The 13,439-nt window shown below is 38.9% G+C and carries 7 protein-coding genes, 6 tRNA genes, 2 rRNA genes and 1 riboswitch; of the genes, 1 reads left to right on the top strand and 14 read right to left on the bottom strand.

Features of this window, described 5'->3' with window-relative positions:
• Positions 1–25: 25 nt before the first annotated feature.
• From lepA to leuS, 5 genes are all read right to left on the bottom strand, one after another.
• Positions 26–1,819, bottom strand: a complete 1,794-nt coding sequence (gene lepA, locus JNUCC72_RS01685; RefSeq protein ID WP_454144262.1) for a translation elongation factor 4 — start codon at positions 1,817–1,819, stop codon at positions 26–28.
• 14 nt (positions 1,820–1,833) lie between these two features.
• Complete coding sequence (locus JNUCC72_RS01680; protein WP_454144260.1) at positions 1,834–2,475, bottom strand: TetR/AcrR family transcriptional regulator; 642 nt, start codon at positions 2,473–2,475, stop codon at positions 1,834–1,836.
• A gap of 108 nt (positions 2,476–2,583) precedes the next feature.
• Positions 2,584–3,297: a pseudouridine synthase gene (locus JNUCC72_RS01675; protein ID WP_454144258.1), complete on the bottom strand. Its 714-nt coding sequence runs from the start codon at positions 3,295–3,297 to the stop codon at positions 2,584–2,586.
• Positions 3,294–4,925: a putative polysaccharide biosynthesis protein gene (locus tag JNUCC72_RS01670; RefSeq protein WP_454144256.1), complete on the bottom strand. Its 1,632-nt coding sequence runs from the start codon at positions 4,923–4,925 to the stop codon at positions 3,294–3,296. The genes JNUCC72_RS01675 and JNUCC72_RS01670 overlap by 4 nt, the downstream gene beginning before the upstream one ends.
• A gap of 90 nt (positions 4,926–5,015) precedes the next feature.
• The gene (gene leuS, locus JNUCC72_RS01665) at positions 5,016–7,427 is read right to left on the bottom strand and encodes a leucine--tRNA ligase (protein WP_454144254.1); all 2,412 of its coding nucleotides are present in this window, start codon (positions 7,425–7,427) and stop codon (positions 5,016–5,018) included.
• Between the two features lie 286 nt (positions 7,428–7,713).
• Between leuS and JNUCC72_RS01660 the strand changes: the two genes are divergently transcribed.
• Positions 7,714–8,355 (top strand): phosphatase PAP2 family protein, encoded by a 642-nt coding sequence (locus JNUCC72_RS01660; protein ID WP_454144252.1) that lies wholly within the window; start codon positions 7,714–7,716, stop codon positions 8,353–8,355.
• A gap of 20 nt (positions 8,356–8,375) precedes the next feature.
• Here JNUCC72_RS01660 and metK read toward each other — a convergent pair whose 3' ends face one another.
• The 9 genes from metK to JNUCC72_RS01615 all read right to left on the bottom strand — a co-directional run bounded on the left by metK (position 8,376) and on the right by JNUCC72_RS01615 (position 13,418).
• Positions 8,376–9,560 (bottom strand): methionine adenosyltransferase, encoded by a 1,185-nt coding sequence (gene metK, locus JNUCC72_RS01655; protein ID WP_454144250.1) that lies wholly within the window; start codon positions 9,558–9,560, stop codon positions 8,376–8,378.
• Positions 9,558–9,638, bottom strand: a riboswitch (SMK box riboswitch). Its footprint overlaps the gene before it by 3 nt.
• A 55-nt stretch (positions 9,639–9,693) precedes the next feature.
• Positions 9,694–9,766: transfer RNA gene (locus tag JNUCC72_RS01650), tRNA-Asp, on the bottom strand.
• Between the two features lie 7 nt (positions 9,767–9,773).
• Positions 9,774–9,846 (bottom strand) — tRNA-Val (locus JNUCC72_RS01645).
• Between the two features lie 4 nt (positions 9,847–9,850).
• A tRNA-Glu gene (locus tag JNUCC72_RS01640) sits at positions 9,851–9,922 on the bottom strand.
• A gap of 19 nt (positions 9,923–9,941) precedes the next feature.
• Positions 9,942–10,032, bottom strand: a tRNA-Ser gene (locus JNUCC72_RS01635).
• Positions 10,033–10,039: 7 nt separating this feature from the next.
• Positions 10,040–10,112: transfer RNA gene (locus tag JNUCC72_RS01630), tRNA-Asn, on the bottom strand.
• Between the two features lie 10 nt (positions 10,113–10,122).
• Positions 10,123–10,239 (bottom strand): 5S ribosomal RNA (gene rrf / locus JNUCC72_RS01625).
• 71 nt (positions 10,240–10,310) lie between these two features.
• A 23S ribosomal RNA gene (locus JNUCC72_RS01620) occupies positions 10,311–13,223 on the bottom strand.
• Positions 13,224–13,345: 122 nt separating this feature from the next.
• Positions 13,346–13,418, bottom strand: a tRNA-Ala gene (locus JNUCC72_RS01615).
• Positions 13,419–13,439: the final 21 nt, after the last annotated feature.

The raw sequence follows: 13,439 nt of genomic DNA, 5'->3' as shown, positions 1-13,439 counted from the left end.
AAGAGCTACTTTTAGTAGCTCTTTTTTATTGCTCAATATCTAAAATTGTATCAAATACTTTTTGCGGTAATTCTATATGATCTTGCGTAGCTTTTCGCTTATTAAGATTTTGACGTCTAAGTAAAGACTGTTTTTTTGAAATACTAGATTGCTGCACTGTTGCTGCATTTTTTCGCAAAGGCGGAACGTCAATTCTAGCTACTACTTTCCCCTCAATGTAGCCTTGTACAGGCATTGGATAAAGTCGGCGCGGAATTGTATATTTTAATTTATGAACAATATCTTGCGCCATTCGATAGCTATTTGACCGATGCGTGACAAAAGTTAATGAGTCAACATTGGTATAGTTCACATCAATCGTCAACTTGACTACATCGGACTCACGCTTATCTGCCAGCACAGTATCAAATGTTGCATAACCTTGTGTGACTGTTTTTAATTTGCCGAAAAAATTAAAGGCTATTTCAGCAATCGGAAATTCATAGTGAAGTGTTACCAACTGCTGGCTATTATCTAAACTAACCAATAATCCTCGATAATGATTGCTTAAATCAATCACCTTATTCATGTAAACTTGTGGAATTGTAATTTGTGCTTTTTCAAATGGTTCCTTAACGGACTTTACCTCTGAAAAATCTGGAAATTTAGCCGGATTAGTCACATTTTGAATAGAGCCGTCCTTCAGCTGTACTTGATAATTAACATTAGGGGCCGTTGTAATAACCGAAATATTAAAGTCTTGAACTAGCCTTTCTCTAATAATCTGCAAATGAAATAGTCCTAAAAAACCACAGTGAAATCCTGCACCTAAAGCTTCAGATACAATCTCCGTATATTGCAGTGATGAATCTGTTAGTATAATCTTTTCCATCGCAAGCTTTAATTCTTGGTAATCAGAATTGTTGGGATAAATTCCTGCAAAAACAACAGGTGTAATCGGTTGATAACCGGGAATAGGCGTTTGAGTTTTGTGTTTGGTAGCGGTTATTGTATCTCCTACACGTAATCCTTGCGGGTCTTTGATGCCGGTTGCAATATAACCTATTTCACCAGCATTTAAAGTCTTAACCTTCTTTAATTCAGGAACAAATGTCCCTACTTCTTTAGCTTGAAAAGCAGTATTTTGCGCCATCAAAGTTAAGGATTCTTGGGCTGATACTTGTCCGTTAAACAAGCGAACGTGAGCTATGATACCCTGATACATATCGTACTGAGAATCAAATACTAAAGCTTTCAGTGGTTGATTATCTCCTTCACTAACAGGCGCGGGTAGCTGTGTCACAATAGCTTCAAGCAAGTTGGTAATATTCAAACCACTTTTAGCTGAAATTTTTAAGATTGTTTTTTCAAGTAAAGAGTCATCCAATTCATAAATTTGATTTTCACACCGGTCAATTTGGGCATTGTCACTATCAATTTTATTGATGACAGGTATTACTGGCAGGTTTTGACTTTTGGCAATTTTGTAGTTAGCAATCGTCTGCGCCTTAACCCCTTCTGTGGCATCAACTAATAATATGACACCATCACTTGCAGATAAACTTTTCGAAACTTCGTACGTAAAGTCGACATGTCCAGGTGTATCAATTAAATTTAGTTGATAATCATGGCCATCCTTAGCATGATATAAATTACGTACGGTTTTTGATTTCACTGTCACACCGTGAGCTTTTTCGACTGCCATATCATCCAATAGCTGTGCTTCGTCATGTCGAAAATCAAATGTATCTGTCAATTTCATAATTTGATCGGATAATGTTGATTTACCGTGATCAATATGTGCAATAATCGCAAAGTTTCTAATATATTTTCTATCCAATTCTATACTCCTGACTAATTTAAAACTGAGTCTAAATAAGCTGCAAAGGTTTCAATTGAATCATGATATATATTAACTTTGAAATCTGCAAAACTTTTGGTTAGAGGTTCTGTTTGAAAATAATCTAAGTCAGACAAATTAATTAGCCCACTAATAATACTGCTTTGAATAATGAATAGTTTATTAGCTTGATTTAAGCTAATATCAGGGACTATTTGCTGAACGAGTTGTGCTAGTTCTTCATGAATCTCATATAGTTTTTTACGTTCAGAAATCGTCTGTTCACGTGAAGCTTTATTCTCAAGTACGGGGCCTCTAAGTGAGTTTAATTTGATTAAAGTTAAATGATTACCAATCAAATCTTGAGTTGATTCAATCAAAAACGCTTTCAACTGATCTTTGTTTTTTGGGTCTTGCTGTTTAATCTTGATAATTAACTGATTAAAAAAATCTTGATACCCTACTAGAAGCAAGTGCATAAATATATTTTCTTTAGTTTTATAGTAATTAAATAAACTTCCTTTTGAAATACCTGCTTTTTGTGCAATTTCATTCATCGAAATATCAGCAAAGTCTCTCGTTTTAAAAAGTTCTAGTGTCACAGATGAAATAGCTTGTGCTTTCAATTCTTTTTTTCGCGTTACTTTTTGTGTCATCTAATCACCTTTTTTATAATTATTGACCATCGGTCATTTTTTGTCAATGACCGATTTTTTTATCTAATCAAAAAGGCGAGGACCCGTTGAGATCCTCGCCTTTTTATTTTATTTTGTTTTAAGCATTATGAGTTCTTCATCAGTTAAATCACGATACTCACCCGGTTTTAAATTCTCATCTAATTGAAGTTGCCCAATTTGTAACCGATGCAACTGAAGTACTGGCTTTTTCACTTGTTCAAACATTCGTTTAACTTGATGATATTTGCCTTCATGAATAGTTACCTCAATTACAGATTGATTTCGTGGCAACAATTCAACTGTTTTAACTTTAGCAGGCTGTGCTGTAAAGTCTTTGAATTGCATCCCTTGACCAAATAATTCTTTATCGGATTCAGTTAGTTGACCATCAATCTTAGCTTGATAAATTTTAGGTACTTTTTTGTTAGGATGAATAATTTCATGGACGAACTGCCCATCATCAGTTACAACTAGTAACCCGGTCGTATCTTTATCTAGTCGACCTGCTGCTACCAACTTTTCAACGTGAACTTCATCTTGAAAATAATGTAAAAAAGTTCGATGCTTAGCATCTTGTGTAGCCGTAATCACGCCTGCTGGCTTATTAAACATAAAATAGCGATCCGCGAGAGCTGAGACGACTTGATTATCGACTTTAACTTGATCAGTCTCTGTTAACTTTTGGTTGGGTGACTTTACCACTTCATCGTTAACTTTAACTTGCTTTTGCTTAATTAATTTTTTTACTTCTGCTCTGGTACCAATACCACTATTGGCCAAAAATCGATCTAAACGTATCATGATATCTTCAATCTTCTCCTAATACCTTCTACTTTTGAACCGATAATACGGTCAGCTAATCTTGTTTTAAGTACTAAGTAACCGTAAATAACAGCCCCCACAATAACACTGACTGCAAAGACCAACAAGTAGCCTAATTTGCCATCTGGACGTATTAGCCAAATCAACCCAGACTCAACAAGTTTTGTTGGAATAAACATAAATACTGAAAACAGAACAATTCCTGCAAAACGTCGCTTAGTTCTTTCACCACTATAACGAAATCTGACTTTTAAGTGATGTAGCATTAACCATGATGTTATGCTCATTCCTATTCCTGTTGCAACTAAAGGTCCATAAATTTTGAATAATGCAATTAATGGATACTGTAAGACTAACTTAATCACAATTCCAACTATTAAATACAAAATAGCTAACCTATTTCTTGAAAGTCCCTGTAAAATTGCGGCTAAAATAGTAAATAATCCTAAAGCAATAGCTACAAAAGATGACAGGTACAACACACTAATACCTAAAGCATCGTAGTTATAGAAGACACTATATAAAGAAGTTGCTACTGCAGCCATTCCAAAGCTACTTGGAATCATAACGAATAAAAATAATTCTAGCGTATCACCAATATGTGCTGTGATTTCTGGAAAGTTTTTTCTAGCATGCGCACCCGATAATAATGGAATCGCAGTCACAGCCATAGCAGTAGCCAATGAAATTGTAATCATAATTAGCTTGTTGGCATTTAACCCGAATAAGGCATACCAACTATCTAATTGATCAGTTGAAACTTTCACAAAAGTCCCCATAAATTGATTGAATGTGTATTGATCAATTAGTTGGAATAACGTGATTCCTGAGTCAATAATAATAAAGGGAATCGATTGTCGAACAATTTCTTTGAATAACTTCCCAGTAGAGACACTGATTGCATTATCACTATTGAGTACAAGATAATCCATTTGTGATTTCTTTTTGTAGTAGTAAAAAATTAACAATGCTAGTCCTGCTAAGGCACCTACAGCTGCCGCAAAAGTTGAATGCGTAACTGCTAACACGTAATCGCCACTACTATGTAATTTCATAATAATGTACGTTGCACCCAACATATAAATCACGCGGAATAGCTGCTCTACAAACTGAGACAGTGCCGCTGGTGCCATATCATTGTACCCTTGGAAATACCCTCGGATTAAGCTCATAACTGGGATTAGCAATAACGCAGCAGATAAGCTTTGCATAACCTGAATTTGACGCGGATCATCTCCTGCTAATAATGGCGAAAAATAATACATCGCAATAGTTGAGATAACTCCCAACCCAAGCATTAACATGATGCCTCGATGAAATAACTTTCGCCCAACACCATACTCATTTAAAGCATTATAATGAGCAACTTGTTTGGCAATAGCTCCTGGTATTCCAGCAGTTGAAATAATGATGAATAAGCTATAAATATTATAACTTCTTGCCGTCAGTGCATTGGCAATATTGCCATGACTACCCATCCAGGCAAACCAAGGAATAATATAAAGTGCTCCTAAAATACGTGAAAAGATAGAGCCCATCGTCATCCAAGCAGACCCTTTTAAAAGTGTGTTCTTTGACGTGGTTTGATTTTGATTATTTTCTTGCATATTGATTCCTTACTTAGATATTTTGATATATCTCTATAATATCAAAAAGCACTTTATAAAAAGTGCTTTTTGCGTAATTTATATAAAATTTTAAATCACAATATTCACAATCTTTTGTGGAACCACAATAACTTTGCGAATTTCTTTTGAACCAATTTGAGCTTGAATAGCTTCATCAGCAAGTGCTTGTTTTTCTACTTCTTCTTTTGAAGCTTCAACGGATACTTGCATCTTGCTCTTTAGTTTACCATTAATTTGAATAATCATTTCAACTGTATCTTCTACTAGTTTAGATTCATCAAATGTTGGCCATGGTTCATAGCTAATACTATCATTATGGCCAAGTACTTGCCAGATTTCTTCCATCATGTGTGGTGCAAGTGGTGCCAGTAATTTAACGAACCCTTCAGTCATTTCGCGGTTAATTGCTTTGGCTTTATTTGCTTCGTTAACAAATACCATCATTTGTGAAATAGCTGTGTTAAAGTGAAGTGCTTCAAAGTCTTCTGTCACTTTTTTAACAGTTTGGTTGTAAATTTTATCCAAATCTTCTGTTGGTGTTTCCACAACTTTATCGGATAATTCATGTGTTTCTTCATTAACAATTAAACGCCATACACGATCTAGGAAACGACGAGTTGAGTTTGGACCATCAGCTGCCCAGCTTGTTGAAGCATCCAAAGGACCCATAAACATTTCGTACAATCTTAAGGCATCTGCACCATATTCTTGTACAACATCATCAGGGTTTACACCGTTTCCTTTTGATTTAGACATTTTTTCGTGGTTAGCACCCAAAATCAAACCTTGGTTATATAATTTTTGGAATGGTTCTGGAGTTGGGACAACACCAATATCATATAAGAATTTATGCCAGAATCTTGCGTATAATAAGTGAAGAACCGCATGTTCTGCCCCACCAATATATAAATCAACAGGTAACCATTGTTTTAATTTATCGTAATCAGCTAATTTTTCATCATTGTTTGGATCAATGTATCTCAAGTAGTACCACGAACTACCCGCCCATTGTGGCATTGTATTGGTTTCACGACGACCTTTACGACCGTTTTCATCCACCACATTCAACCAATCTTCAATACGTGCAAGCGGTGATTCTCCTGTTCCAGATGGCTTAATATCTGATGTTTTAGGAAGTGTCAATGGTAATTCTTCTTCAGGGACTAGAGTTGTTTCGCCATCTTCCCAGTGAATAACAGGAATGGGTTCACCCCAGTAACGTTGACGTGAAAATGTCCAGTCACGTAGTTTGTAGTTAACCTTGCGTTCTCCAGCTTGATTTTCTTCTAACCAATCAATCATTTTTTCAATGGCTTGGGCTTTGTCCATGCCATTTAAGAAACCTGAGTTAACATGTGTGCCGTCTTCAGTATAAGCAGCTTCTGTAATATCGCCACCTTCAACAACTTCTTTGAATGGTAAATCAAATTTTTGAGCAAATTCAAAATCACGTTCGTCGTGAGCAGGAACTGCCATGACAGCACCTGTTCCGTAGCTTACTAGTACATAATCAGCAATCCAAATTGGTAATTTTTCACCATTTACGGGGTTAATGGCATAAGCACCTGTGAATACCCCTGTTTTTTCTGGATTTAAATCTGTTCTATCTAAGTTACTCTTCAATGCTGTTTGTTTAATATATTCATCAACAGCTGATTTTTGTTCAGGCTTTGTAATTTGTTCAACTAATTTATGTTCAGGTGCTAACACCACGTAACTTGCACCAAATAATGTATCAGGTCTAGTTGTGAAAACACTGAAATCTTTATCAGTTTCATCAATTGCAAATTTAACTTGAGCACCAGTTGATTTTCCAATCCAGTTACGTTGCATTTCTTTAATATTTTCTGGCCAATCAACTAAGTCTAAGTCTTCAAGTAATCGTTCAGCATAAGCTGTGATTCTCAACATCCATTGACGCATTGGCTTACGATAAACTGGGAAGCCACCACGTTCAGTTTTTCCGTCGATAACCTCTTCGTTAGCCACAACAGTTCCTAAATCTGGACTCCAGTTAACTGCAACTTCATCTTCATAGGCTAAGCCTTTTTTGTAAAGTTGTTCAAAAATCCATTGTGTCCATTTGTAGTATTTTGGATCTGTTGTCTTGATTTCTCTATCCCAGTCATAAGAAAATCCTAGTGAATTGATTTGTTTTCTAAAACGTTCGATATTTTCATCAGTAAATTCTGCTGGATCATGACCAGTGTCTAATGCATATTGTTCAGCTGGTAACCCAAAAGCGTCCCATCCCATAGGGTGTAAGACATTGTACCCTTGTGCACGTTTCATTCTTGACACAACATCAGTCGCTGTATATCCTTCAGGGTGTCCAACGTGAAGTCCTTTAGCTGACGGATATGGAAACATATCTAGCGCATAAAAATTTTCTTTTGATGAATCAGTTGTTGTTTTGAATGTTTTGTTTTTTAGCCAATAATCTTGCCATTTTTTTTCGATATTCAAATGTTCGTAAGTCATCTATTGTTCCTCCTAAATAAAAAAAGTCCTATGATTAATAATCATAGGACGAGTTAATTTCGCGGTACCACCTAAGTTTTGCACACTAATCGTGCAACACCTCAATGTCTTTAACGCTGACTAGACGTGCAAATCAAAAGCAATCAGTAAGTTCATTACGGCAACTATATGCTCGCATCACCCGCATACTTTCTGCTCAGTTACTAAAATAATTACTACTCTGAAATAATTTGCGATATAATAACTATACTTTATCACATCGTAAAAAAAAAACAAGGAGTCATTTATGATTTTTAATTCAAAGTCTTTCAAAAATAGATGGTTCTATTTAGGTATTGCTAGTCTTTTTATTTTTATTATCTGGCTAATACTCGTTATAAACCATACTGGATTCATTTTAAAAAGTGATACATTATTTACCCGTTTATTGCAAAATCAATTTACTTACCACTATCAAAACTTAGTCATTGCCATTACCTTACTAGGCAATCCAGTGCCAATGATGACAATTAGTGCCCTTACTTTTGGCTTTTTATTTTATCGAAGAAAATACCAATTAGGCCTATTTATGGCCGGTTCTGGTCTCAGCATTTTATTAAGCAACCTGTTACTAAAAGAATGGATTGCGCGCCCTAGACCTTCAGCTTTGCATCTTGTTAATGCCAGTGGATTTTCTTTTCCTAGTGGACATGCAATGAATAGCTTATTTCTTTTTGGCGTTTTTTATTTAATTTATAAACCCTATATTCCACAAAAATTACAATTTATGTTTAAAACTGCTTGTCTTTTAATTCCCTTACTTATCGGACTTAGCCGAGTAGTTGTTGGTGTTCATTACCCTTCAGATGTAATCGGCGGATTTTTATTAGCAATTGTTGGTCTTTCCATTTTTTATACTTGTTTAACGAGCAAAAAAAGACTCTCTTAATTTTAAGAGAGTCTTTTTTATTAAATATTAGCTTTTAGTTCGTCTACTTTGTCGGTTCTTTCCCAAGGGAAATCTTGATCTGGACGACCGAAATGTCCGTAAGCAGCTGTTTTTTGATAAATTGGTTTTTTCAAATCTAACATTTTGATAATACCTGCTGGACGCAAGTCAAACACCTTGCGAACAGCTTTGACTAATTGTTCATTTGAGTAGTCGCTAGTTCCGTAAGGATCAATCATGATACTTACAGGTTGAGCGACACCAATTGCGTAAGCTAATTGCACTTCACATTTTGTTGCTAAACCTGAAGCAACAATATTTTTAGCGATATAACGCGCTGCATAACTAGCTGAACGGTCAACTTTTGTAGCATCTTTACCAGAAAAAGCACCACCACCATGGCGAGCATATCCACCATAAGTATCCACTATTATTTTTCTACCTGTTAATCCGGCATCTCCTTTAGGCCCACCCAAAACAAAGCGACCACTAGGATTAATAATATATTTGGTTTCTTCATCTAAATAATTTGCTGGAATAACTTCAGAAACAACTTTCATCATTTCTGATTTTATTTCCTCATTTGTGACTTGTTCACTATGCTGTACACTTAGAACTACTGTGTCTACTCGTACAGGTTTATTGTTTGCATCGTACTCAACAGTTACTTGAGCTTTAGCATCTGGTCTTAAAAATAATAACTCATTGGTTTTTCTCTTTTGAGAAATTTTTCGCATTAGTTGATGAGCTAATGAAATTGGTAATGGCATCAATTCAGGTGTTTCGTCAACAGCAAATCCAAACATTAGCCCTTGATCTCCAGCACCAATTTGATCAAATTCGTCTTTATCAGCTTTGTTTTCACGAACTTCTAAAGAGTCATTTACACCACCAGCAATATCTGGTGATTGTTCATCAATATTGATTAAAACTGCACAGTTTTCACCATCAAAACCTAGACTTGGATCATTGTATCCAATTTCTTTGATTTTGTTACGTACAACACTTTGAATATCAACATAAGCGGTCGTACTAATTTCACCAACTACTAAAACTAAACCAGTCGTTACAGTTGTTTCACAAGCAACTCTGGCATTTTCATCTTGTTCTAGTAAAGCATCCAAAATAGCATCTGAAATTTGATCAGCAACTTTATCTGGATGTCCTTCAGAAACAGACTCAGACGTAAATAAATATTTTTCCATTTTTATTTCCCCCTTCGATTCGGTTACAAGGCATATCTAGTACTTAACTAGATCCTATCGGGAACACAAGTAAGAATCAACAGTAATTAAAATTTGTTATAAAAAAAGACCAGCTTATAGCTGATCTTTTTTACGGTCCCAACCGGATTTGAACCGGTGATCTCCTGCGTGACAGGCAGGCGTGATAACCCCTACACCATGGGACCTAAGTTATGGAGGATACAGGGATCGAACCTGTGACCCCCTGCTTGTAAGGCAGATGCTCTCCCAGCTGAGCTAATCCTCCGAAGTGACCCGTACGGGATTTGAACCCATGATACCGCCGTGAAAGGGCGGTGTCTTAACCACTTGACCAACGGGCCATATTAAATTATATAATTACGGAGAGTAAGGGATTCGAACCCTTGATACGAGGAAAACCCGTATACATGATTTCCAATCATGCTCCTTCGGCCAGCTCGGACAACTCTCCACAATAACTCCGGTTGTCAGACTCGAACTGACGACAGCTTGATTAACAGTCAAGTGCTCTACCAACTGAGCTAAACCGGAATAAAAAAAAGCGTGGCAACGTCCTATCCTCGCAGGTAGTCACCCACCAACTACTTTCGGCGTTAAGAAGCTTAACTTCTGTGTTCGGCATGAGAACAGGTGTAACCTTCTTGCTATCGCCACCACACTTTTATTTACCTTGAGTGCTGAACACTCAAAACTGAATATGATTTATTTTCCAAAAGCCTACCGCTTAACTTGGTTAAGTCCTCGACTGATTAGTACTAATCCGCTCCATATATTGCTATACTTCCACTCTTAGCCTATCGACCTCATCATCTCTGAGGTGTCTTACTTCCTTAAAGGAATGGGAAATCTCATCTTGAGGGGGGCTTCGCACTTAGATGCTTTCAGCGCTTATCCCGTCCATACATAGCTACCCAGCGATGCCCTTGGCAGAACAACTGGTACACCAGCGGTATGTCCATCCCGGTCCTCTCGTACTAAGGACAGCTCCTCTCAAATTTCCAACGCCCGCGACGGATAGGGACCGAACTGTCTCACGACGTTCTGAACCCAGCTCGCGTGCCGCTTTAATGGGCGAACAGCCCAACCCTTGGGACCGACTACAGCCCCAGGATGCGACGAGCCGACATCGAGGTGCCAAACCTCCCCGTCGATGTGAACTCTTGGGGGAGATAAGCCTGTTATCCCCAGGGTAGCTTTTATCCGTTGAGTGATGGCCCTTCCATGCGGTACCACCAGATCACTAAGCCCGACTTTCGTCCCTGCTCGACTTGTAAGTCTCGCAGTCAAGCTCCCTTATACCTTTACACTCTGCGAATGATTTCCAACCATTCTGAGGGAACCTTTGGGCGCCTCCGTTACACTTTAGGAGGCGACCGCCCCAGTCAAACTGCCCACCTGACACTGTCCTCTACCAAGATAATTGGCAAAAGTTAGAGGATTCATAAAACAAGGGTAGTATCCCAACAATGTCTCCATGAAAACTAGCGTTCTCACTTCATCGACTCCTACCTATCCTGTACATGTTTCACAAATACTCAATATCAAGCTACAGTAAAGCTCCATGGGGTCTTTCCGTCCTGTCGCGGGTAACCAGCATCTTCACTGGTAATATAATTTCACCGAGTCTCTCGTTGAGACAGTGCCCAAATCATTGCGCCTTTCGTGCGGGTCGGAACTTACCCGACAAGGAATTTCGCTACCTTAGGACCGTTATAGTTACGGCCGCCGTTTACTGGGGCTTCAATTCAAACCTTCGCTTACGCTAAGCTCTCCTCTTAACCTTCCAGCACCGGGCAGGCGTCAGCCCCTATACGTCATCTTTCGATTTAGCAGAGACCTGTGTTTTTGATAAACAGTTGTTTGGGCCTATTCACTGCGGCTGATTTAAAATCAGCACCCCTTCTCCCGAAGTTACGGGGTCATTTTGCCGAGTTCCTTAACGAGAGTTCGCTCGCTCACCTTAGGATTCTCTCCTCGACTACCTGTGTCGGTTTGCGGTACGGGTACAATACATCTAACTAGAAGCTTTTCTCGGCAGTGTGACATCAACGACTTCGCTACTATAATTTCGCTCCCCATCACAACTCATCCGTATAATTATAAGCATTTGACTCATAATAAAACTTGTTGCTTGGACGTGCTCTTCCATTCGCACATTCGTTTAGCCTGCTGCGTCCCTCCATTGTTCAAACAATGCATCATAGTACAGGAATATCAACCTGTTTTCCATCGATTACGCCTTTCGGCCTCATCTTAGGTCCCGACTAACCCTGGGAGGACGAGCCTTCCCCAGGAAACCTTAGTCTTTCGGCGGATAGGATTCTCACCTATCTTTCGCTACTCATACCGGCATTCTCACTTCTAAGCGCTCCAGCAGTCCTTACGATCTACCTTCTTCGCCCTTAGAACGCTCTCCTACCACGTGTTATAAATAACACATCCACAGTTTCGGTATTATGCTTAGCCCCGGTACATTTTCGGCGCAGCGTCACTCGACTAGTGAGCTATTACGCACTCTTTAAATGAATGGCTGCTTCTAAGCCAACATCCTAGTTGTCTACGCAATGCCACATCCTTTTCCACTTAGCATAAATTTTGGGACCTTAACTGGTGATCTGGGCTGTTTCCCTTTCGACTACGGATCTTATCACTCATAGTCTGACTCCTGGATATAGATCAATGGCATTCGGAGTTTATCTGAATTCAGTAACCCTTGACGGGCCCCTAGTCCAAACAGTGCTCTACCTCCACGATCCTTTACTCCAAGGCTAGCCCTAAAGCTATTTCGGAGAGAACCAGCTATCTCCAAGTTCGTTTGGAATTTCACCGCTATCCACACCTCATCCCCGCACTTTTCAACGTACGTGGGTTCGGTCCTCCAATGCATTTTACTGCATCTTCAACCTGGACATGGATAGGTCACTTGGTTTCGGGTCTACATCATGATACTTATTCGCCCTATTCAGACTCGCTTTCGCTTCGGCTCCGTCTCTTCAACTTAACCTTGCATCATAACGTAACTCGCCGGTTCATTCTACAAAAGGCACGCCATCACCCATTAACGGGCTTTGACTACTTGTAGGCACATGGTTTCAGGATCTATTTCACTCCCCTCCCGGGGTGCTTTTCACCTTTCCCTCACGGTACTGGTTCGCTATCGGTCACTAGGGAGTATTTAGCCTTGGGAGATGGTCCTCCCGGATTCCGACTGGATTTCTCGTGTCCAGCCGTACTCAGGATACTACTTTGGTATAAACAAGATTTCAAATACAGGGCTGTCACCTTCTTTGGCTGAGCTTCCCAACTCATTCTTCTATCTTATTTAAGTCCGTTATTGTAGTCCTACAACCCCAAGAAGCAAGCTTCTTGGTTTGGGCTCTTTCCGTTTCGCTCGCCGCTACTCAGGAAATCGATTTTTCTTTCTCTTCCTGCAGGTACTGAGATGTTTCAGTTCCCCGCGTCTTCCTCCTGCATGCTATGTATTCACATACAGATACTAAGATTACTCTTAGTGGGTTCCCCCATTCGGATATCTCTGGATCAAAGCTTACTTACAACTCCCCAAAGCATTTCGGTGTTTGTCCCGTCCTTCATCGGCTCCTAGTGCCAAGGCATCCACCATGCGCCCTTTATCACTTAACCTGTGATTTCTCTTTAATTTACTCTTAAAAACGCGGTGTTTGATTATCTTTTCGATAACCTCGGCTTTTGGTTCTTAAATCATATTCAGTTTTCAATGTTCAACCGACAACTTTCGTTGTCTATGGAGGTTAACGGGATCGAACCGATGACCTTCTGCGTGCAAGGCAGACGCTCTCCCAGCTGAGCTAAACCCCCAGGTTTATTAACTATTTAGTT

The sequence above is a fragment of the Holzapfeliella sp. JNUCC 72 genome (assembly GCF_053668685.1).
Note: the sequence above shows the minus strand (reverse complement) of the source record. Positions and strands in the feature narration are given on the sequence as shown.